Origin of the sequence: Stenotrophomonas sp. PS02300 (assembly GCF_029959395.1) — a bacterium.
GTDB lineage: Bacteria > Pseudomonadota > Gammaproteobacteria > Xanthomonadales > Xanthomonadaceae > Stenotrophomonas > Stenotrophomonas maltophilia_AD.
Map to the genome: position 1 here is coordinate 1 of NZ_JASCOP010000067.1, position 22,282 is coordinate 22,282.

Consider the following 22,282-nt stretch of genomic DNA (forward strand, 5'->3'; position numbering starts at 1 on the left):
CCTACCAGGTGCCTGACGACCTGGTCTGTTAAAATAAACGGGTATCGACCCACGGTCTATACCTACCTGACGGGATGAATGCGGTAGCGCACGACCGTGGGTCGTGCGGCAAAGGAGTGTGCATGCAGGAAGGCCAATTGCGACAAACCTACGTCCCGCACATCGACGGCCTGCGTGCGGTCGCCGTGTTGTCGGTCATCCTGTACCACCTCAAGGCGAGCTGGCTGCCCGGTGGTTTCACCGGCGTGGATGTGTTTTTCGTCATCTCCGGCTTCGTGGTCAGCGCCTCGGTCGATCGCCTGCCGGCGCTTGGCGGCTGGCAGGGCCTGCTGCGTTTCTACGCGCGCCGCATCCGCCGGATCGTGCCGGCGCTGGTGGTGTGCCTGCTGGTCACAGCACTGTTCAGTGCGCTGTTCATTCCCGAATCCTGGCTAAGCGAAACCAGCGACAAGACCGGGCGCCGCGCGTTCTTCGGGCTGAGCAACTGGGTGCTGGCCGCCACCGGCAACGACTACTTCTCGCCGCGCACCGAATTCAATCCGTATACCCACACCTGGTCGCTGGGCGTGGAGGAGCAGTTCTACCTGCTGTTCCCGCTGCTGTTCCTGGCATGGTCGCGGGGCGGGCGCGGGCGCGCGCTGTCGCTGGGGCTGTTCGCGGCAGCCACCGTCGCTTCGCTGGCCTACGCGCTGCGGCTGGCCGGGCAGGGCGGGCAGGAGATCCAGGCGTTCTACATCACCACAACGCGCTTCTGGCAGCTCGGTGCCGGCGTACTGCTGTACCAGGCGATGACGCTGGCCGGCCGCTTCAACATGGCGCCGCTGGCGCGTGGACTGTCGTGGCGTTCGCCCTTGCTTCTGTTGGCGGTGGCGGCGCTTGGCTACGGGTTGTGGGCGGCACGCCCCGGGCATTCGCCCTGGCCGGACGGGTTATGGCCGGTGCTGTCGACGCTGGTGCTGCTCGGGCTGCTGCAGCGGCATCCGCAGGGCTGGACCGGGCGCGCGCTGGCCAGCCCGCCGATGGTGTGGGTCGGCAAGCTCTCCTACTCGCTGTACCTGTGGCATTGGCCGGTGTTCGTGCTGTTCCGCTGGACGGTTGGGCTGGAAACCGTGCTGGCCGGGGCGTGCGCGGTGGCGCTGGTGTTCGCGCTGGCGTGGCTGTCCTGGCGCTGGGTGGAGCAGCCGCTGCGGCATGGCGCGCGCGGCCCGCGGACCAACGGGCGCTGGGTACTGCTGGGGTTGGGCGTACTGGTGCTGGGCGCCGGCCTGCAGTCGGTGCTGGTCAAGCAGCAGCGGCACATTTCGTTCAGTACGGTCAGCCGGCATCCGCTCGACTGGTACCCGTATGCGAAGGGGCTGAAGAAGGAAGTGGCCGATTGCCGCGTGGTCGAGTCCAGCATTCCGGTCGCCGGGGGACAGGCGCGGCTGCTTCAGCGGGGCGAGTGCAAGGGCGGCAGCGGTGGGGCGGGGGTGCTGTTCGTGGCCGGCGATTCGCACGCATTGGTCTACAACGAGCTGCTGCGCCGCAAGGTGGTGCAGGATGGCGGGCAGGTGCGCCTGTACGGCAGTGGCGGCTGCGCGCTGGTCGGCATGCAGGCCTGGCGGGGGCCGAACCCGGGCTGCGAGGTCTACACCCGCAACGTGCTGGAGGATATCCAGGCTACCGCGCGTGCCGGTGACGTGCTGTTCCTGCCCGGGCTGCGCATTCCGCGCCTGGCCGAGCAGTACCAGCTGTTCGATGCGGCCCAGGTCACCGCCGATCTGGCCAGCCCGGCGGCGGTGGAAGGGCGGGCGGCCGAGGTGATCGCCTCGATCGAACAGCTGCGCCCGTTGGCCGAACGCGGCGTGCGGATCGTGCTGGAAGCGCCCAAGCCGGTGCTGCCCGCACCGCCGTACCGCTGCTCGGACGCGTTCAACCGCCACAACCCGATCTGCGTCAATGGCATGCAGATTCCGCGCGCGCAGGTGGAAGCAATGCGCGCCCCGGTGCTGGACAGCCTGCGCCAGGTCGCCGCCGCGCTGCCGGGTGCAAGCGTGTGGGATCCGTTACCGGTGTTGTGCCCGGGCGAAGCGTGCAAGCCCGACGCAGACGGCAGGCCGCTGTATTTCGACGCTGACCACCTGAGCGGCTACGGCAACAGGATCTTGTTGCCCGAATTCCGCAGCCACCTGCAGTAGCGCCGACCGGGTGCGCGCTATCGGCGCCGCAACAGCGGCAGGCTGATCGCGAAGAAGCACAGCAGTGCGCCGGCGAACGCGAACCCCGCGCCGGCCAGGAACGCGGTGCGACCCTGGTCGATGTTCCACAGCTGGCCGGCGATCAACGCGCCGAGCACGCCGCCGACGCCTGACGAGAATCCATACAGCAGCCCCTGGCCGTGCCCGTTGAGCCGGCCCGGGAAGTAGGTCGCCAGCATCTGCATGGCCGCCGCGAAGAACGCGGCAAACCCCAGCGCATGCGCGGTCTGCGCCACCAGCATCACGCCCAGGTGGTCCGGGAACAGTGCGGTGACGGTCCAGCGCAGGGTCGAGCTGACCAGCGCGATCAGCAGCATCCAGCTGGCGTCATAGCGGCGGAAAAAACGGCCGATGGTGAAGAACACGCCGACCTCGAACACCACGCCGATCGTCCACAGCAGCCCCAGCGTGGAGGTCGCATAGCCGTGGTGATCCATGTAGACCGAAAAGAACGTGTAGTACGGCCCGAACGACAGCTGCTCCATGAACGCGGCCAGGAAGAATGCCAGCACCTGCGGTTTGCGCACGATCTGCCAGAAGCCACTGGCGTCGCCGTCGGCGCGATGGAAATCGCGCGCGTAGTAGTTGGCAAACGCCGAGCCCACCAGCAACGCGAACAGCGGCAGCATCAGCCACGGCAGCAGGTGCGCGTTGCCGGCGCCGCCGCTGCCCTCGATCAACCAGCCAAAGCCCATCACCACCGCGATGAAGCCCAGCGAGCCCCAGACCCGGATCAGCCCGTAGCGGTGGCTGTCGTTGCCCAGGTGGGTGAGGGTGATCGATTCGAACTGCGGCATCACCGCGTTGTAGAAGAAGCAGAACACCACCATGGCCGGGTACATCCAAGGCAGCGGCAGCGGCAGCAGGAACGAGCAGAAGGTAACCAGCGTCAGGACGCTGCCCACGCGCAGCCAGAGGATGGGGCGCGGCGAAGCGGCGGCAATCGACGTCCACGTCGTGGGCGCCACGATGCGGGTGGCGTACCAGATCCCCATCATCACGCTGATGGCGGTCACGCTCATCCCGCGCGCGGTCAGGAACAGCGACCAGTACGGGGTGAATGCGCCGAGCGCCGCGTAATAGAACAGGTAGAAGCTGGAGAGGCGGGCGACCGGAACCGCGTTCATTCCGGATCGTAGTCCAGGTTGGACGCCAGCCAGCGTTCCACCTGCGCGCGCTCCACGCCCTTGCGCTTGGCGTAGTCGCTGACCTGCTCGCGGGTGACCCGGCCCACCACGAAATACTGGCTCTGCGGGTGGCTGAAGTAATAGCCGGACACCGCCGCCGTCGGCAGCATCGCAAAGCTCTCGGTCAGCTGCATGTCCGCGTTGTTCTCCGCATCGAGCAGGCGGAACAGCGTGGCCTTTTCGCTGTGCTCGGGGCAGGCAGGGTAGCCTGGCGCCGGGCGGATGCCGCTGTACTGCTCGGCGATGAGCGCTTCGTTGTCCAGCGTTTCATCCGGCTGGTAGCCCCAGTAATCGGTGCGCACGTGCTGGTGCAGGCGCTCGGCCAGGGCCTCGGCCAAGCGATCGGCCAGCGCCTTGAGCAGGATCGCGTTGTAGTCGTCATGGTCGGCCTCGAAGCGGGCCACGTGCGGGTCGATGCCGATCCCGGCCGTCACCGCGAAGCCACCGATCCAGTCCTGCTTTCCGCTGTCGGCCGGCGCGATGAAATCGGCCAGGCAGAAGTCCGGGCGCTCCACCGGCTTGTCCACCTGCTGGCGCAGGAAATGCAGAACGGCCGGGCCGTCATCGGTGGTCAGGTGCACATCGTCGCCCACGCTGTTGGCCGGCCACAGCCCGAACACCGCCTTGGCGGTCAACCAGCGCTCGTCGACGATGCGCTTGAGCATCGCGCGTGCGTCGCGGTACAGCTCGCTGGCCTGGGTGCCCACGATCTCGTCGGTGAGGATGGCCGGGTACTTGCCGGCCAGCTCCCACGCCTGGAAGAACGGGGTCCAGTCGATCACCTCGACCAGGTCGGCCAGCGGGTAGTCGTCCAGCACGTGCAGGCCCGGCTTGCGCGGGGTGGGGGGCTGGTACTGCGACCAGTTGCCGTCGAACCGCTGCGCACGGGCCTTGGCCAGGGTCACCAGGCGCTTGGCGTCGCCGCGGTTGCGATGGCGCTGGCGGATGTCGGCGTAGTCGGCCTCGTTGGCGGCCACGAAGGCCGCGCGCAGTTCGCTGGAGATCAGCGACTGGGCCACGCCCACCGCGCGCGAGGCGTCCTTCACCCATACCGTGGGCGCCTTGTAATGCGGGTCGATCTTCAGCGCGGTGTGCGCGCGCGAGGTGGTGGCGCCGCCGATCATCAGCGGCAGGGTGAAGCCCTGCCGTTCCATCTCGCGCGCGACGTGGCTCATTTCTTCCAGCGACGGGGTGATCAACCCGGACAGGCCGATGATGTCGGCGTTCTCCGCGCGGGCCGCGTCCAGGATCTTCTGCGCCGGCACCATCACGCCGAGGTCGATCACCTCGAAGTTGTTGCAGGCCAGCACCACGCCGACGATGTTCTTGCCGATGTCGTGCACATCGCCCTTCACCGTGGCCATGATGATCTTGCCATTGCTCTTGGCGGTATCGCCGCTGCGCGCCTTCTCGGCTTCGATGAAGGGCAGCAGGTAGGCCACCGCCTTCTTCATCACGCGCGCGGATTTCACCACCTGCGGCAGGAACATCTTGCCGGCGCCGAACAGGTCGCCGACCACGTTCATGCCGTCCATCAGCGGCCCTTCGATCACGTCCAGCGGCCGGCTGGAACGGATCCGCGCTTCCTCGGTATCGGCTTCCACCCACGCATCCAGGCCGTGCACCAGCGCATGCGCCAGACGCGCGTCGATCGGCTTTTCGCGCCAGGCCAGGTCTTCGCCCTTTATCTCGCCCTTCTTGCCTTTATAGCGCTCGGCGATCTCCAGCAGGCGCTCGGTGCCATCGGAGCGGCGGTTGAGGATCACATCCTCCACGCGCTCGCGCAGTTCAGCATCCAGATCGTCGTAGATCGGCATCGCGCCGGCATTGACGATGCCCATGTCCATGCCTGCGGCGATGGCGTGGTAAAGGAACACCGCGTGGATGGCCTGGCGCACCGTTTCGTTGCCACGGAACGAGAACGACACGTTGGACACGCCACCGGACACATGGCAATGCGGCAGTGTGCGCTTGATGATGCGGGTGGCTTCGATGAAGTCCACCGCGTAGTTGTCGTGTTCTTCGATGCCGGTGGCGACGGCGAAGATGTTCGGGTCGAAGATGATGTCCTGCGGCGGGAAGCCGACCTGGTCCACCAGGATCCGGTAGGCGCGGGTGCAGATTTCCACCTTGCGCGCGCAGGTATCGGCCTGGCCCTGCTCATCGAACGCCATCACCACGGCGGCCGCACCGTAGCGCAGCACCTTGCGTGCGTGTTCGATGAACAGCGCTTCGCCTTCCTTGAGCGAGATCGAGTTGACCACGCTCTTGCCCTGCAGGCATTTCAGCCCGGCCTCGATCACGCTCCACTTGGACGAATCGACCATCACCGGGATGCGCGCGATATCCGGCTCGGACATGATCAGGTTGAGATAGCGCGTCATCGCCTTCTCGGAATCGATCAGGCCCTCGTCCATGTTCACATCGAGGATCTGCGCGCCGCTGGCGACCTGCTGGCGGGCCACTTCCACCGCCTCTTCGTAACGCTCTTCCTTGACCAGCTTGCGGAACTGCGCGCTGCCGGTGACGTTGGTGCGCTCGCCGATGTTGACGAACAGCAGGTCCGGGGTGATGACCAGCGGTTCCAGCCCGGACAGCCGGGTGTGCACGTCCGCGCTCATCGGGCGGCTCGCGGCGGCAGGTCGGCCACGGCCTCGGCGATGGCCTGGATGTGTGCCGGCGAGGTGCCGCAGCAGCCGCCGACCAGGTTGAGCAGGCCGGCGCTGGCGAACTCGCGCAGCGTGGTGGCCATCTCCTCGGGGGTCTCGTCGTACTCGCCGAACGCATTGGGCAACCCGGCGTTGGGATGCGCGCTGACCCGGCAGTCGGCCACGATCGACAGCGTTTCCACGTGCGGGCGCATGTCGCTGGCGCCGAGGGCGCAGTTCAGCCCCACCGACAGCGGCCGGCTGTGCGCCACCGACGCGTAGAAGGCCTCGGCGGTCTGGCCCGACAGGGTGCGCCCGGAGGCATCGGTGATGGTGCCGGAGATCATGATCGGCAGGCGCGCGCCGCGCGCGTCGAAGGCTTCTTCGATGGCGAACAGCGCGGCTTTGGCGTTGAGCGTGTCGAAGATGGTTTCCACCATCAGGGTGTCGGCGCCGCCGTCGATCAGGCCGTCGATGGCCTCGCGGTAGGTCTCGCGCAGCGCATCGAAACTGGTGTTGCGGAAACCGGGATCGTTCACGTCCGGGCTGATCGAGGCGGTGCGGCTGGTCGGCCCCAGCACGCCGATCACGAAGCGCGGCTTGGCCGGGGTCGTGGCTTCGACCGCATCACAGCAGGCGCGGGCCACGGCGGCGCCGGCCTTGTTCAGCTCGTACACCAGGTGTTCCAGGTGGTAATCGGCTTGGCTTACCGAAGTGGCGTTGAAGGTGTTGGTTTCGATCAGGTCGGCCCCGGCCTGCAGGTAGGCGGTGTGGATCTCCGCGATCACCTCCGGGCGGGTCAGCAGCAGCAGGTCGTTGTTGCCTTTCAGGTCGTGGCCTTCGGGCGCGGCACCGGCCGCCTCGTGCCCGCAGCCGGGCCGGTGGGCCCTGTCGAACCCGCCGGCGAAGCGTTCACCGCGGTAATCGCCTTCCTCCAGCCCATGCCGCTGGATCATGGTGCCCATCGCACCGTCGATGATGAGGATGCGCTGCGCCAGCGCGTCTTCGAGGGCGCGGACACGATCGGGGTGCAGCCAGGGCAGGGACATCGGAACGAAACCTCAGGGCTTGCTTGCAATCAGCGAGATGACTTCAAAATGCGGGGGCCGCTTTTCGCGGGTCACCGTTTCCAGGCTGGAGACCACCAGCCCGGCCTTCTCGGCGAACTTGCGCAGTTCCTTGTCCGAGAAGCCCAGGTTGACGTGGCCGTAGGCCTCGACGGCGGCCTTGTGCTCGTGGCGGGCCAGGCTGCACAGCAGCAGGCGGCCACCGGAGCGCAGCACGCGCGCGCCTTCGGCCACGGCCTGGGCGGGCTTGGCGGCGTAGGTCAGTGCATGCATCAGCACCACCAGGTCGAAGCTGCGGTCCTTGAAGGGCAGGGCGTGCATGTCGCCCTCGCGCACTTCCACGTTGGCCAGGCGGCGCAGGCGTTCGCTGGCGGCGGCGACCACGCGGGCGCTGGTGTCGATGCAGATGTAGCGTTTGGCGTGCGGGGCGACCAGTTCGGCCAGCACGCCATCGCCGGAGGCGATGTCGAGCACGTCGCCGGTTTCCAGCAGGGGCAGCGCGGTGCGCGCCAGCGCTTCCCAGGTGCGGCCGGGCGAGTAATGGCGTTCCATGTCGCCGGCCACGCTGTCGGCCCAGTTCTGGTCGGCGGCACGGCTGGCCAGCACGCTGGCCACGCGTTCAGCATCCTGGCGCAGCAGCGGGTCATCGCTGCCGGTGCTCAGGGCATGCCACAATGCGCGCTGGGCCGGGTCCAGCGCGGCATCGTCGAAGCGGTAGTACGCCGACACGCCCGCGCGCCGGTCGCGCACCAGGCCGGCTTCCTTGAGCCGGGCCAGGTGGGTCGACACCCGTGGCTGGGCCAGGGTGGTGATGGCCGACAGCTCGGCCACGGTGAGTTCTTCCTGTTCCAGCAGCGCCAGCAGGCGCACGCGGGTGGCGTCGGCGAACACTTTCAGCCGGACCGACCAGTCCTCGAGATCCATAAATATCTACCTATCGCGATATAGAGATATTTTCGTCCTTTGGCCCCTTCGCGGTCAAGTCAGCCCGGATTGGGCGACCCCCGGTACAATCGCCGCACCTGGACGCGCCCAGCGCGGCCATATCGACATGTTCCTGGGAGGGTTTCGTGGATTTCAGTTTCACCGAAGAGCAGCTGATGCTGCAGGACGTTGCGCGCCGCATCGCGCAGGAAAAGATCGCGCCGAGCGCCGAGCACCATGACCGTACCGGCGAGTTCCCGCTGGACAACATCCGCCTGCTGGGCGAAAACGGCCTGATGGGCATCGAAGTGCCGGCCGAGTACGGCGGCGCGGGCATGGACCCGATTGCCTACGTGCTGGCGATGGTGGAGGTTGCCGCCGGCGACGCCGCGCATTCGACCATCATGTCGGTCAACAACTCGCTGTTCTGCAACGGCATCCTGACCCATGGCAGCGAGGCGCAGAAGCAGAAGTACGTGCGCGCCATCGCCGAGGGCGAGGCCATCGGCGCGTTCGCGCTGACCGAGCCGCAGTCCGGTTCGGACGCCACGGCGATGCGTTGCCGCGCGGTCAAGCAGGCCGACGGCACCTATGTGATCAACGGCAAGAAGAGCTGGATCACCTCCGGCCCGGTGGCCAAGTACATCGTGCTGTTCGCGATGACCGACCCGGACCAGGGCGCGCGTGGCATCACCGCGTTCATGATCGACACGGACAAGGCCGGCTTCCACCGCGGCAAGACCGAGCCGAAGCTGGGCATCCGCGCCTCGGCGACCTGCGAGATCGAGTTCCAGGATTACGTGGCGGCGGCTGAAGACGTGGTGGGCAAGGAAGGCGAGGGCTTCAAGATCGCCATGGGCGTGCTGGACGCGGGCCGCATCGGCATCGCATCGCAGGCCATCGGCATCGCGCGCGCAGCCTACGAGGCGACGATCGAATACGTGAAGGACCGCAAGGCCTTCGGCGCAGCGATCGGCACGTTCCAGATGACCCAGGCCAAGATCGCCGACATGAAGTGCAAGCTGGACGCAGCGCTGCTGCTGACCCTGCGCGCGGCATGGGTGAAGGGCCAGGGCAAGCGCTTCAGCAATGAAGCGGCCATCGCCAAGCTGACCGCCTCCGAAGCGGCGATGTGGATCACCCACCAGGCCGTGCAGATCCACGGCGGCATGGGCTACTCCAAGGAAATGCCGCTGGAGCGTTACTTCCGTGATGCCAAGATCACCGAGATCTACGAAGGCACCTCGGAAATCCAGCGCCTGGTCATCGCCCGCAACGAGACCGGCCTGCGCTGAGGCGGTTTTTCGTCGCACAGACCAAAGCATCGGGGCCCTTCTTGGGCCCCGATTGCGTTTCGGGTGTGCGATTGCATGGTGTACCTGGGTACCGGGCTGCGCCCGGTAGCTTCATGCATCTGGGTGAACAGCCTTTGGCCATCGGTTGGCCGGAATTGGCGAGCCGGTGCGGGTTTGCGGGGGGCGCCGTGAATCCGTCCCTGGAGGCTCTTGCGAAACATCCATGTTTCGCAAAGCCCCCGCGAACCCGCCCCGGCCCGCCTTTGACAGTAGGCAGGAGGCCAAGGGGAAAAGCAGGCATGCGGAGCGTGTATGACGCATCGTGCGTTTGCCGCTTTCGCTCTGCTTTCGCCTTTCCGTGGCAACGACACACTGTCAAAGGTGGGTCGGGGCGGGTTTGTGGGGGTGTGAGCCGCATGGATGCGGCGACCAAGCCTACAGGGACGTATTTACGGCGTCCCCCACAAACCCGCACCGACCCGCCTAGCCACAGGTCGTCCCAGCCCACGGCTGTTCGCACAAATGCATGAGCAGCCGGGCAGGGCCCGGCTCTACGGAATATGTGCAACTACAGAAAAAAAGGCCCCGGATCGCTCCGGGGCCTTCTGCGTTTCAGGGTGACCACCAACGGGGGTCACCTACCGCCAAGATCAACGATCCGGACGATGCGCCGCGCTGGCTTCGCCCTGGCGTTCCAGGAACTCCTTGGACGGCTCGTCCAGCTTGTCGCCCAGCATGCGGCGGACCACCACGAAGAACACCGGGATCATCAGCAGGCCCAGGAAGGTGGCGAACACCATGCCGCCGATCACGCCCGTACCGATGGCGTGACGCGCGTTGGCGCCGGCACCGGTGGAGATCGCCATCGGGATCACGCCCATGATGAACGCAAACGAGGTCATCAGGATCGGGCGGAAGCGCAGGCGCGAGGCTTCGATGGTCGCCTCGCGCAGGCTCTTGCCCGCTGCGCGCTGCTCCACCGCGAACTCCACGATCAGGATCGCGTTCTTCGCCGCCAGGCCGATCACCGTGATCAGGCCGATCTTGAAGTACAGATCGTTGGGCAGCCCGCGGGCGAGCGAGAACGACAGCGCGCCCAGCACACCCAGCGGTACCACCAGCAGCACCGCCACCGGGATCGACCAGCTTTCATACAGCGCCGCAAGGCACAGGAACACCACCACGATCGACAGCACCAGCAGCAGCGTGGCCGCGTTGCCCGCCAGGATTTCCTGGTAGGACATGCCCGACCAGTCGTAGCCGAAGCCCGCCGGCAGGTCATCCTGCACGATCCGCTCCATCGCCTGCATCGCCTCGCCCGAACTGCGGCCCGGTGCCTGCGAACCCACGATGTTGATCGCCGAATAACCGTTGTAGCGGCTCAGCGAAGGCGGTGCCGACACCCATTCGGACTTCACCACCGTGCTCAGCGGAATCATCGCCGGCGTACCGTCGGCGTTGGTCTGCAGCGCACTGGGCGTGTAGAAGCTGTTCAACGACTCCGCACCGGTACGGAACGGACCATCGGCCTGCATGGTCACGCGCTTGATGCGGCCCTGGTAGAAGAAGTCGTTCACGTACACCGGGGCCAGCATCAGCTGGATGGTGCTGTACACGTCCGACACCGACAGGCCCATCGTCTGCGCCTGCACGCGGTCCACGTGCAGCTGCAGCTGCGGCGCGTTCTCCAGCCCGTTCGGGCGCACGCCCGTGAGCAGGTCCTTCTCCTCGGCTGCCTTGCCGAGCAGGATGTTGCGCGCCTGCGTCAGCTGTTCGAAGCCGGCACCGCCGCGGTCCTGCAGCCACATGTCGAAGCCGCCGAACTGGCCCAGGCCCTGCACCGTGGGCAGGTTGACCACGAAGATCTGTGCTTCCTTGATCCCGTAGAACGCGCCGTTCATGTTCTGGATGAACTCCGGCACCGTGATGTCACGGTCCGCCCAGGGCTTGAGCCGGATGAAGCCCATGCCCACGTTTTCGCCCGAACCGACGAAGCTGAAACCGGCCACCTGCAGCATGCCTTCGAAGCCATCCTGCTTTTCCAGGATGCCGCGCATCTGCGCGAAGGTCGCGTTGGTCTGCGCCTTGGTCGAGCCCGGCGGCAGCTGCACGATCGCCAGCGCATAGCCCTGGTCTTCTTCCGGCAGGAAGCTGCCCGGCATGCGGGTGAACAGGAAGCCGCACAGCACCGTCAGTACCACGAACAGGATCATCCAGCGCGGTGCATGCTTCACCGCCGAAGTGATGTGGCCCACGTAGGTGCCGCTGACCTTGTCGTAGTACTTGTTGAAGGTGCGGTAGACGATGTTCGGTTCGCCGTGCGTGGCCTTCAGGAAGGTCGCGCACAGCGCCGGGGTGAAGCCCAGCGCCAGGAACGCCGAGAACGCCATCGCGATGGCGATCGTCAGCGCGAACTGCTTGTAGATCTCACCTGCGGCGCCGCCCTGCAGCGCCGACGGAATGAACACCGCCGCCAGCACCACCGTGATGGCCACCACCGCGCCGGTGATCTGGGTCATGGCCTTCTGGGTGGCGGCCTTGGGCGGCAGCTTCTCCTCGGTCATGATGCGTTCGACGTTCTCGATGACCACGATGGCGTCATCGACCACGATGCCGATCGCCAGCACCATCGCGAACAGGGTCAGCTGGTTGATGGTGAAGCCGATGATGCTCATGCCCAGGAAGGTGCCCAGCAGGGCGACCGGGATGACCAGCGTCGGGATCAGGGTGGCGCGGAAGTTCTGCAGGAAGATCAGCATCACCAGGAAGACCAGCACGATCGCTTCGATCAGGGTCTTGACCACTTCCTCGATCGAGATCTTCACGAACGTGGTGCTGTCGTACGGCGAGAACCAGGTCACACCGGTCGGGAAGGTGGATTCCAGCTCGTCCATCTTCGCGGTGACCGCGTTGGCCACGTTCAGGGCGTTGGCGCCCGGCAGCAGCTGGATCGCGAACGCGCCGGTGGGCTTGCCGTTGTACTGGGTATCGAAGCCGTAGTTGTTGGCACCGAAGGCGATGCGCGCCACGTCCTTGAGCAGCACGCGCGAACCGTCCGCGTTGGCCCGCAGGATGATGTTCTCGAACTGGTCAGGCGAGCTGAAGCGGCCTTCGGCCGACACGGTGGCGGTGAAGTAGTGGCCCGCCGGCGACGGATCGGCGCCCAGCGAACCGGCCGCGAACTGCACGTTCTGGGCCTTGATCGCCGCCAGCACCTGGGTGGCCGAGAGGTTGAAGCCCTGCATGCGTTCCGGGTTGAGCCAGATGTTCATGGCGTACTCGGAACCGAACTGCTGGGTGCTGCCCACGCCGGGGATGCGCGAGATCTGGTCGAGCACGCGCGAACCGACGATGTCGTTGAGCGCATCGCGGGTGATCGCTTCGCTGTCCGACTGCAGCGCCACCACCATCAGGAAGCCGGCGTTGGCCTTGGCCACCACCACGCCCTGCTGGGTCACTTCGGTGGGCAGGCGCGGCGTGGCCAGCGACACCTTGTTCTGCACCTGCACCTGGGCGATGTCCGCGTCGGTACCGGTTTCGAAGGTCAGGGTGATGGTCGCGCGGCCGTTGGAGGCCGACGAGGAGCTGAAGTACAGCAGGTGATCGATACCGGTCAGCTGCTGCTCGATCACCTGGGTGACCGACTTTTCGGTGGTGTCGGCGCTGGCGCCGGGGTAGGTGGCGCTCACCGTCACCTGGGGCGGTGCGATGCTCGGGTAGGACTCCACGCCCAGACCCAGGATCGAGATCACGCCCGCAAGCGAGATCAGGATCGCGACCACCCAGGCGAATACCGGGTGTTCAATGAAAAATTTAGGCATGACGGAAGGTCCCGTTATTGCTTGGTCGGTTCGGCAGCCGGAGCGCCATCGGAGGGCTTGGCGGCCGGATCAGCGGCGGCGTCGGCCGGCGCGGTGCCCGCGGCAGGTGCGGCGCCCGCAGCCGGTGCGGCACCCGCAGCCGGTGCGCCGGTGCCGTTGGCGGCGGTCGGGGTCCACGGCTTGGCCGAGGCCGGCGAGCCTTCCTTGACCTTCTGCACGCCGGCCACGATCACCTGGTCGCCCGGCTCGATGCCGCTGCTGACCAGCCAGTTGCTGCCCTGCTGGCCTTCGGTGACCACGTTCTTGCGCACCACCTTGCCATCCTTGCCGACCACCATCAGGAAGCCGCCGGTGGTGTCGCGCTGCAGGGCCTGCAGCGGTACCAGGAACGCATTCTTGCGCTCACCCAGCACGGCCTGGAAGCTGACGAACGCGCCCGGCAGCAGGATCTGCTGCGGGTTGGGCAGCACCGCGCGCAGGGTCACCGCGCCGGTGGACGGGTCGACCACGGCCGAGGAGTAATCCAGCGTGCCCGGCTGGTCGTACATCGTGCCGTCGGACAGCTTCACCTGCACGGTCGACTTGCCATCGCCGCTCAGCGACACCGCGCCGGCGGCCTGCGCACGGCGCAGCTGGGTCAGTTCGTCCGAGCTCATCGAGAAGTTGACGAACAGCGGGTCCAGCTGGTCCACGGTGGTCAGCAGGGTGATGTCGCCCTGGCCGACCAGCGCGCCTTCGGTGACCTGCTGCTTGCCGGCGCGGCCGGCGATGGGCGAGGTGACCTGGGCGTAGCCGAGGTTGATCTTCGCGTTGGCCAGCGAGGCCTGCGCCTGCTGCACGGCGGCGGCGGCAGTGCGTTCGGCCGCTTCGGCCGCGTCGACGTCGGACTTGGAGACGAACTTCTGCGGGGCCAGCGAACGTGCACGCGCGGCGTCGGCCTTGGCGTTGGCATAGGTGGCCTGCGCCGAGGCCAGTTCGGCCTGCGAGGCATTCAACGATGCCTGCAGCGGCGCCGGGTCGATCAGGAACAGCACCTGGCCCTGCTTGACGTCCTGGCCTTCCTGGTAGACGCGCTTGAGCAGCACGCCCGGCACGCGGGCGCGTACGTCGGCGCTGCGGTAAGGCGACAGGCGGCCCACCAGCTCACGCTGCAGCGGCAGCGTATCGGCCTTGGCTTCGATCACGCCCACTTCCGGCGGCGGGGGCGTCTGTTGTTCCGGCTTCTTGCAGGCGGTCAACGCAACGGCGACAGCGCACGTCAGGGCGAGGGTGCGGAGTGGGGCGATCATCAGGAGAAACTCCGGTGTTGGTTTGAATGCGGTAAGCGGATCGCCTCGGGCGCAGCGAACGCGCGCAGGAAACTGTCCACGGAAAATTCGGCCCACCGGCGCCGCTGTGAGGCGTCGGCACGATGGGGGGTGTGAAAGCGCTGCTTCTCGAAATCCTGTCCCGCGATCATGCTCAATAGCAGTTCAGCCATGAAGTGCGGGTCGTCATGGCGCAGCAGGCCGCCCTGAATGCGATGTTGGATCCATTCAGCAAGGTGAAAGGTCAGTGCCTCCGCCCCATCCCGATACAGGGAACGTGCTTCATCGGGAAAGCGGGCCGCCTCTCCCGCGATCAGCCGGCGGGTCTGGACCACGTGCGGCTCATTGAAGTGGTCCAGGTAGTCGAAGGCGAACTGCAGCAGGCAGCCGCGCAGGTCATCGCCTTCCAGTGCACGCAGCCCGGCCGTGGCCCGGCACAGGTGCCGCTGCAGCACCCGGCGCAGCAGTTCCTGCTTGCTGCCGTAGCGGCTGTAGAGGGTCTGCTTGGAACACCCGGCCTGCTGGGCCACCGACTCCATGCTCAGCTGCATGCCCTGGGTGGCCATCAGATCGCGCACGGCATCGAACACGCGATGATCGCGCGCGTCCAGGAAGGCGGCGGCAGGGGCGGGGGAGTTCACGCGGTGGACTATACCGTCCAGTTCAGAATTGGAGAAGCGTTGCTTTCGGCACTGTCGGCCCCGCTGTCGTCAACGTGCCACGGAGTGTGCCGATGCTGGCGATCGGCACGCAGCGCCGTGCGCATCCGTACTGCCGCGCACTGATGGCATGCGATGTAAACGCCACCCAACTGAAAAACCTTATTCCGTCCTGCAGCAAGGCCTTTTCATGCGGTAGGGCTACAATTTCATCTTTCCAACTGGGCAACACGCACCGCTCTGCCATGAAACCGCAAAAAACAGCAGCCAAGACCGTGAAAAAAACGACCAAACCAGCCGATACGCAGACTGTTTCACCAGTGGGCTTCTCGCTGGAACCGGTGTACACGGCCTTGCGCAAGCGTTACCCGGCGGCCGGGCAGGCCGAGGCAGTGGCGTTCGCCGCAGACTTCTACAAGCGCATGGAGGCGGACGAGTTCCCGCATCACACCGCTGAAGAATGGGCCGCACTGGCCGGCGACACCCTCGAATTCGCCCGCGTGCGCAAGGCCGGCAAGGCCAACGTGCGCGTGTTCAACCCGACCCTGAAGGCCAACGGCTGGGAATCTGCCCACACCGTGCTGCAGATCGTCAACGACGACATGCCGTTCCTGGTCGACACCGTCACGATGACCCTGGCCGAACATGGCGTGGGCGTGCACGTGCTGGGCCACCCGGTGATCCGTTTCACCCGCGACAAGGCCGGCAAGCTGTCGACCGTGGGCGAAGGCACCGCCGAATCGGTGATGCTGCTGGAAATCGACCGCCAGCCGGCCGAGGCCATGGCCGATGTCGAACAGGCCATCGTCAAGGCGCTGGATGAAGTGCGCGCCATCGTTGGCGACTGGGATGCGATGCGCAGCAAGGCGCTGGCCCTGGCCGACGACCTCGGCACGCGCCAGCTGCCGGTCGACGACGCCTCGCGTGCCGAAGCCCAGGCGTTCCTGCGCTGGGCCGCCGAGAACCACTTCACCTTCTTCGGCTACCGCGAATACCGCGTGGAGAAGCAGGGCAAGGAAGAAGTGCTGGCGCCGTTGAACGACACCGGCCTGGGCCTGATGCGCGGCAAGGACAAATCCGCCGCACGCCCGGTCAAGACCCTGGCCGCGCAGGGCCTCAACGCCACCACCGGGTTGAAGGACGCGCTGATCCTGACCAAGACCAATGCGCGTTCGCGCGTGCACCGCGCCGGCTACATGGATTACATCGGCGTGCTGGAATTCGACGCCAAGGGCAAGATCATCGGCGAGCAGCGCTTCCTGGGCCTGTTCACCTCCAGCGCCTACAACCGCCGCCCGTGGGAAATCCCGCTGGTGCGCCAGCGCCACGAATACGTGATGAGCAAGTCGGGCCTGGCCCCGGCCAGCCACAGCGGCAAGGCGCTGCGCCACATCCTGGAAACCCTGCCGCGCGAAGAGCTGTTCCAGTCCAGCGAGGAAGAGCTGTACCGCACCGCCATCGGCGTGCTGGGCCTGCAGGAGCGCGTGCGCAGCCGCCTGTTCCTGCGCCGTGACAAGTACAGCCGTTTCATCTCCGCGCTGGTGTACCTGCCGCGCGAGCGTTTCAACACCGACGTGCGCCTGCGCATCGAAGCGATGCTCAAGGACGCCCTGCAGGGCGAATACGTGGACAGCTCGGTGGTACTGGGCGAATCGCCGCTGGCCCAGGTGCACCTGATCGTGCGCCCGAAGGCTGGCCAGACCCTGGAAGTGGACACCAGCGCGCTGGAACAGAAGCTGGCCCAGGTGCTGCGCAACTGGCAGGACGACCTGCGCGAAGCGCTGGTGGCCCGCCACGGTGAAAGCGAAGGCCTGCGCATCGCCGCCCGCATCGGCAAGGCCCTGCCGGCCGGTTACATCGAAGATTCCAGCACCGAAATCGCCGCCAACGACGTCAGCCAGCTCGACGCGTTGACCGGCCCGGACGACCTGCGCCTGAGCCTGCAGGCCGTGCACCGCGAAGAAGGCGATGGCCTGCGCCTGAAGCTGTATCGCCAGCTGGACGACATTCCGCTGTCGGACGCGCTGCCGATGATGGAAAACATGGGCCTGCGCGTTATCGCCGAGCGCCCGTACCGCCTGAGCGTGGACAACGCGCCGGTGTACGTGCAGGACTTCGAAGTGGAATCGCTGGCCGGCGCGATCGACGCCGCTGCCGCCGACGCCGCCTTCGGTGAAACCTTCGCCCGGGTCTGGCACGGTGACGCCGAGAACGACGGCTTCAACCGCCTGGTGCTGGCCGCTGGCCTGCATTGGCGCCAGGTTGCGATGCTGCGCGGCTACTGCAAGTACCTGCTGCAGACCGGCGTGCCGTTCTCGCAGGCCTACGTTGAAGCGACCTTCACCCGTTACCCGCTGCTGGCCCGCCTGCTGGTGGAGCTGTTCGAAGCCCGCTTCGACCCGGCCACCGGGCATGAGGACAAGGACGCCATCGCCGAAGGCCAGGCCGACCTGCGCGCGCACCTGACCGTGCTCGCCGGTGGCGACGAAGGCACCCTGAAGGTCATCAAGACCGTGGTCGATGCCCGCAAGGGTGACCGCAAGGCGCAGATGGACGCCGCGCGCGACGCGCTGGTCAAGCTGATGGACCGCGTGTCCAGCCTCGACGAAGACCGCATCCTGCGCAGCTTCATGGGCGTGATCGACGCCACCCTGCGCACCAGCTACTACCAGACCGATGCACAGGGCCGCCCGGGCCACGTGATCAGCTTCAAGTTCGATTCGGCGCTGGTGCCGGACCTGCCCAAGCCGCGCCCGTACCGCGAAATCTTCGTGTACGGCCCGCGCGTGGAAGGTACCCACCTGCGCTTCGGCGCGGTTGCCCGTGGCGGCCTGCGCTGGTCGGACCGTCGCGAAGACTTCCGTACCGAAGTGCTGGGCCTGGTCAAGGCGCAGATGGTCAAGAACACGGTGATCGTGCCGGTCGGTGCCAAGGGCGGCTTCTTCGCCAAGACCCCGCCGGCCAGCGGTGACCGCGATGCGGTGTTCGCCAACGGCGTGGCCTGCTACAAGCTGTTCATCCAGGGCCTGCTGGACATCACCGACAACATCGTCAACAACAAGATCGTGCCGCCGGTGGACGTGGTCCGCCACGACATGGACGACCCGTACCTGGTGGTGGCCGCCGACAAGGGCACCGCGACCTTCTCCGACATCGCCAACGGCCTGGCCATCGACCACGGCTTCTGGATGGGCGATGCGTTCGCGTCCGGTGGTTCGGTCGGTTACGACCACAAGGGCATGGGCATCACCGCGCGCGGTGCGTGGGAGTCGGTCAAGCGCCACTTCCGTGCGCTGGGCCGTGACAGCCAGACCCAGGACTTCACCACGGTGGGCGTCGGCGACATGTCCGGCGACGTGTTCGGCAACGGCATGCTGCTGTCGCGCCACATCCGCCTGGTGGCCGCGTTCGACCACCGCCACATCTTCCTGGACCCGAACCCGGATGCGGCCACCTCGTTCATCGAGCGTGAGCGCATGTTCACCGTGCCGCGTTCCAGCTGGGCCGACTACGACGCCAAGCTGATCAGCAAGGGCGGCGGCATCCATCCGCGTACCCTGAAGTCGATCGAGATCACCCCGCAGGTGCGTGAAGCGCTGGGCCTGGACGACAGCATCAAGGCGCTGTCGCCGAACGACCTGATGAGCGCCATCCTGAAGGCGCCGGTGGACCTGCTGTGGAACGGCGGCATCGGCACCTACGTGAAGGCCGCCACCGAACAGCACAGCGACGTGGGCGACCGCGCCAACAACGCGCTGCGTGTCAACGGTGGCGAGCTGCGCTGCAAGGTGGTGGGCGAGGGCGGCAACCTGGGCATGACCCAGCTGGGCCGCATCGAAGCCGCCCAGGCCGGCGTGCTGCTCAACACCGACTTCATCGACAACTCGGCCGGCGTGGATACCTCCGACCACGAAGTCAACATCAAGATCCTGCTCAACGATGTGGTGCGGGCCAAGAAGCTGACCGTGGACGCACGCAACAAGCTGCTGGCGTCGATGACCGACGAAGTGGCCGAGCTGGTGCTCAACGACAACTACCGCCAGAACCAGGCCCTGAGCCTGATGGAGCGGATGGCGGTCAAGCGCCTGGGTTCCAAGCAGCACTTCATCCGCACGCTGGAAAAGCAGGGCCTGCTGGATCGCCAGATCGAGTTCCTGCCGACCGATGCCGAGCTGTCGGCACGCAAGGCGCGTGGCCAGGGCCTGACCCGTCCGGAGCTGTCGGTGCTGTTGTCGTATTCCAAGCTGGTGGCGTTCCAGCAGCTGCTGGAATCGGACATCCCGGAAGACCCGTACCTGTCCAAGGAACTGCTGCGTTACTTCCCGACGCCGCTGCAGAAGAAGTACGCCGATGCGATGGAGCGTCACCGCCTGAAGCGCGAGATCATCGCCACGGCCGTGACCAACCAGACCATCAACCGCATGGGCGCCACGTTCCTGATGCGCATGCAGGAAGACACCGGCCGCACCATCGCCGAGGTCGCCAAGGCCTACACCATCAGCCGTGAAACGCTGGATGCACGTGCCCTGTGGGCGCAGATCGATGCGCTCGACGGCACCCTGCCGGAATCGGTGCAGATCGATGCGCTGGAAGTGATCTGGAAGCTGCAGCGTTCGTTCGTGCGCTGGCTGCTGTTCCGCCCCGGCGCGATGCCGGGCATCACCGAGGCGGTGAACCGCTACCAGGCCCCGTTCAACGACATCCGTGTCGCTTCGGGCGTGCTGCCGGACGCACAGCGCCCGGCGTACGAGGCCAGCGTGCAGGAGTGGAAGGAGAAGGGCCTGCCGCCGGCACTGGCACAGCAGCTGTCCGAGCTGCAGTTCCTGGAACCGGCGTTCGACATCATCGAACTGGCGCGGACCCGCAAGCTGAAGCCGGTGGATGTGTCCAAGGTCCACTTCCGCCTGGGCGACGCCCTGCAGTTGCCGTGGCTGTTCGAGCAGATCGACGCGCTGGAGGTCAACGGCCGCTGGCATGCCGTGGCCCGTGGCGTGCTGCGCGACGAGCTGGCTGCCCATCACCGCAACCTGGCTGCCCAGGTGCTGTCGATGAAGGGTGGCAGCGCCGAAGCCAAGGTCGCGGCCTGGATCGGCCGTGACGACAGCAGCCTGCGCTTCACCCTGTCGATGCTGCAGGAACTGGCCGAGCAGAAGACGCTCGACTACCCGACGGTCTCGGTGGCGGTACAGCGCCTGGGCCAGCTGGCCGCCCACGGCGCGTAACCCGCGCTGATGCGCAAAAGCAAAAGGCCCCGCCATTGGCGGGGCCTTTTTGTTGAATCACGACCAACGGTCGTGATCTACCGGTAGGTATCGACCGTTGGTCGATGCGGCATACTCTGGGCCATGCCCCACCCGGAATGCCCATGAGCGATACCCCCCGCATCGCCTTTCTTGCCAGCGCCACCGAAGCGGCCCAGCAGGCCCGCGCCGCCCTGGTCGCCCGCTATGGCGACCACCCGCCGGAACAGGCCGATGTGCTGTGCCCGCTGGGTGGCGATGGTTTCATGCTGCAGACCCTGCACCGCCACGGCGCGCTGGGGCGGCCGGTGTTCGGCATGAAGCTGGGCACGGTGGGATTCCTGATGAACCAGTACCGCGAGGACGACGGCGACCTGCCGGCGCGGCTGGCGGTGGCCGAACCGGCCAACCTGCGCCCGCTGGAAATGCTGGCGCTGACCGAATCGGGCACCACCACCGGCTCGCTGGCCTATAACGACGTATCGCTGCTGCGCCAGACCCGCCAGGCCGCGCACATTGGGGTGGACCTCAATGGGCAGGAGCGGGTGGCCGAGCTGATCGGCGATGGCGTGCTGGTGGCGACCCCGGCCGGCAGCACCGCCTACAATTACTCGGCACACGGCCCGATCCTGCCGCTGGGCTCGCACACCATCGCGCTGACGCCGCTGGCCCCGTACCGGCCGCGGCGCTGGCGCGGTGCGATCCTGAAGGCCGATACCGAAGTACGCTTCCGCGTGCTCGACCCCTACAAGCGCCCGGTCAGCGTGACCGCCGATTCGCATGAGACCCGCGACGTGGTGGAAGTGACCATCCGCGAGTCGCGCGAGCGCCGGGTGACCCTGCTGTTCGATCCGGAACACAATCTGGAAGACCGGATCCTCAGCGAACAGTTCATGTTTTGAAGGATTTCTGACCGCCATGGGCGACAACACCCCCCGTTTGCTGACCGTTGCCGTGACCTCGCGCGCGCTGTTCGACCTGGAAGAGGGTCACGCGCTGTTCGAGGCCGAAGGCGTGGACGCCTATGCCGAATACCAGCGCAAGCACGAGGACGATGTGCTGCGCCCCGGCGTGGCGTTCCCGGTGGTCCGCAAGCTGCTGGCGCTCAACCAGGGCCAGTCGCCGGAATCACCACGGGTGGAGGTCATCCTGCTGTCGCGCAATTCGGCCGACACCGGCCTGCGCATCTTCAATTCGATCCAGCATTACGACCTGGGCATCATCCGCGCCACCTTTACCGCGGGCGAACCGACCTGGCCGTACGTGAAGCCGTTCGGCACCGACCTGTTCCTGTCGGCCAACCCGGAATCGGTGCGGCGTGCGCTGCGCCATGGCATCGCCGCAGCCACGATCCTGCCCAAGCCGCACGGCGAGACCCTCGCGGCCGCCGAACCGGTCGACATGAGCCAGCCGCTGGGCCAGCTGCGCATCGCCTTCGATGGTGATGCGGTGATCTTCGGCGATGAAAGCGAGCGCATCTCGCGCGAGCAGGGCGTGGAAGCGTTTGGCCGGCACGAGCGCGAGAACGCACGGGAACCGCTCAGCGGCGGTCCGTTCCGTAATTTCCTGTCGGCCCTGCACACCCTGCAGGCGGTGTTCCCGTCGGGCGAAGATGCGCCGATCCGCACCGCGCTGGTCACCGCGCGCTCGGCCCCGGCCCATGAGCGGGTGATCCGCACGCTGCGCGAATGGGGCGTGCGCCTGGATGAAGCGCTGTTCCTGGGCGGCCGCCACAAAGGGCCGTTCCTGGAAGCGTTCGGCGCGGACATCTTCTTCGACGATTCGCAGCACAACATCGACAGCGCCCGCCAGCACCTCAGCGTGGCCGCCGGCCACGTGCCACACGGCGTCGCCAACGATTGACCGCGGTCACGACCAACGGTCGTGACCAACCGCG

Annotated in this window: 11 protein-coding genes and 1 pseudogene; 5 read left to right on the plus strand and 7 right to left on the minus strand. The window is 66.7% G+C overall.

Features of this window, described 5'->3' with window-relative positions:
• Positions 1-122 precede the first annotated feature (122 nt).
• Positions 123-2,177 (plus strand): acyltransferase family protein, encoded by a 2,055-nt coding sequence (locus tag QMX79_RS12945; protein WP_282247108.1) that lies wholly within the window; start codon positions 123-125, stop codon positions 2,175-2,177.
• 17 nt (positions 2,178-2,194) lie between these two features.
• Here the strand turns inward: QMX79_RS12945 and QMX79_RS12950 are convergent, their stop codons facing one another.
• The 4 genes from QMX79_RS12950 to QMX79_RS12965 are packed head-to-tail and all read right to left on the minus strand — an operon-like array spanning position 2,195 to position 8,063.
• Positions 2,195-3,364, minus strand: a complete 1,170-nt coding sequence (locus tag QMX79_RS12950; protein ID WP_282247109.1) for an MFS transporter — start codon at positions 3,362-3,364, stop codon at positions 2,195-2,197.
• A complete protein-coding gene (gene metH / locus QMX79_RS12955; protein WP_282247110.1) occupies positions 3,361-6,045 on the minus strand; it encodes a methionine synthase in 2,685 nt (894 codons plus the stop codon). The genes QMX79_RS12950 and metH overlap by 4 nt, the downstream gene beginning before the upstream one ends.
• Positions 6,042-7,121, minus strand: a complete 1,080-nt coding sequence (locus tag QMX79_RS12960; protein ID WP_282247111.1) for a homocysteine S-methyltransferase family protein — start codon at positions 7,119-7,121, stop codon at positions 6,042-6,044. Before QMX79_RS12960 ends, metH begins: the two co-directional genes overlap by 4 nt.
• Before the next feature lie 12 nt (positions 7,122-7,133).
• Positions 7,134-8,063 carry a metalloregulator ArsR/SmtB family transcription factor gene (locus tag QMX79_RS12965; protein ID WP_282247112.1) on the minus strand — a complete coding sequence of 310 codons (930 nt, stop codon included), beginning with the start codon at positions 8,061-8,063 and terminating at the stop codon, positions 7,134-7,136.
• A gap of 146 nt (positions 8,064-8,209) precedes the next feature.
• Between QMX79_RS12965 and QMX79_RS12970 the strand changes: the two genes are divergently transcribed.
• Entirely contained in the window at positions 8,210-9,358 is a 1,149-nt protein-coding gene (locus tag QMX79_RS12970) for an acyl-CoA dehydrogenase family protein (protein ID WP_282247114.1), read from the plus strand.
• Between the two features lie 650 nt (positions 9,359-10,008).
• Here QMX79_RS12970 and QMX79_RS12975 read toward each other — a convergent pair.
• The 3 genes from QMX79_RS12975 to QMX79_RS12985 are packed head-to-tail and all read right to left on the minus strand — an operon-like array spanning position 10,009 to position 15,127.
• The gene (locus QMX79_RS12975; RefSeq protein WP_282247115.1) at positions 10,009-13,179 is read right to left on the minus strand and encodes a multidrug efflux RND transporter permease subunit; all 3,171 of its coding nucleotides are present in this window, start codon (positions 13,177-13,179) and stop codon (positions 10,009-10,011) included.
• A 14-nt stretch (positions 13,180-13,193) separates the two neighbouring features.
• On the minus strand, positions 13,194-14,468 hold the full coding sequence (locus tag QMX79_RS12980; protein WP_282247116.1) for an efflux RND transporter periplasmic adaptor subunit: 1,275 nt from the start codon (positions 14,466-14,468) through the stop codon (positions 13,194-13,196).
• Entirely contained in the window at positions 14,468-15,127 is a 660-nt protein-coding gene (locus QMX79_RS12985; protein WP_282247117.1) for a TetR/AcrR family transcriptional regulator, read from the minus strand. The genes QMX79_RS12980 and QMX79_RS12985 overlap by 1 nt, the downstream gene beginning before the upstream one ends.
• Before the next feature lie 347 nt (positions 15,128-15,474).
• Between QMX79_RS12985 and QMX79_RS12990 the strand changes: the two are divergent.
• From QMX79_RS12990 to QMX79_RS13000, 3 genes and pseudogenes are all read left to right on the plus strand, one after another.
• A pseudogene (locus tag QMX79_RS12990) lies at positions 15,475-20,367 on the plus strand (NAD-glutamate dehydrogenase domain-containing protein); the annotation flags it as partial.
• Between the two features lie 143 nt (positions 20,368-20,510).
• Positions 20,511-21,287, plus strand: a complete 777-nt coding sequence (locus tag QMX79_RS12995; protein WP_282247119.1) for an NAD kinase — start codon at positions 20,511-20,513, stop codon at positions 21,285-21,287.
• 16 nt (positions 21,288-21,303) lie between these two features.
• Positions 21,304-22,248, plus strand: a complete 945-nt coding sequence (locus QMX79_RS13000) for a 5'-nucleotidase (RefSeq protein WP_068852910.1) — start codon at positions 21,304-21,306, stop codon at positions 22,246-22,248.
• The last annotated feature ends 34 nt before the right edge of the window (positions 22,249-22,282 follow it).

What these genes read in the sequence shown, in the direction of transcription:
- QMX79_RS13000 (WP_068852910.1), top strand. Translation starts at nt 21,304, where the DNA reads ATGGGCGACAACACCCCCCGTTTGCTGACCGTTGCCGTGACCTCGCGC.
- QMX79_RS12965 (WP_282247112.1), bottom strand. Translation starts at nt 8,063, where the DNA reads ATGGATCTCGAGGACTGGTCGGTCCGGCTGAAAGTGTTCGCCGACGCC.
- QMX79_RS12995 (WP_282247119.1), top strand. Translation starts at nt 20,511, where the DNA reads ATGAGCGATACCCCCCGCATCGCCTTTCTTGCCAGCGCCACCGAAGCG.
- QMX79_RS12950 (WP_282247109.1), bottom strand. Translation starts at nt 3,364, where the DNA reads ATGAACGCGGTTCCGGTCGCCCGCCTCTCCAGCTTCTACCTGTTCTAT.
- metH (WP_282247110.1), bottom strand. Translation starts at nt 6,045, where the DNA reads ATGAGCGCGGACGTGCACACCCGGCTGTCCGGGCTGGAACCGCTGGTC.
- QMX79_RS12975 (WP_282247115.1), bottom strand. Translation starts at nt 13,179, where the DNA reads ATGCCTAAATTTTTCATTGAACACCCGGTATTCGCCTGGGTGGTCGCG.
- QMX79_RS12980 (WP_282247116.1), bottom strand. Translation starts at nt 14,468, where the DNA reads ATGATCGCCCCACTCCGCACCCTCGCCCTGACGTGCGCTGTCGCCGTT.
- QMX79_RS12945 (WP_282247108.1), top strand. Translation starts at nt 123, where the DNA reads ATGCAGGAAGGCCAATTGCGACAAACCTACGTCCCGCACATCGACGGC.
- QMX79_RS12960 (WP_282247111.1), bottom strand. Translation starts at nt 7,121, where the DNA reads ATGTCCCTGCCCTGGCTGCACCCCGATCGTGTCCGCGCCCTCGAAGAC.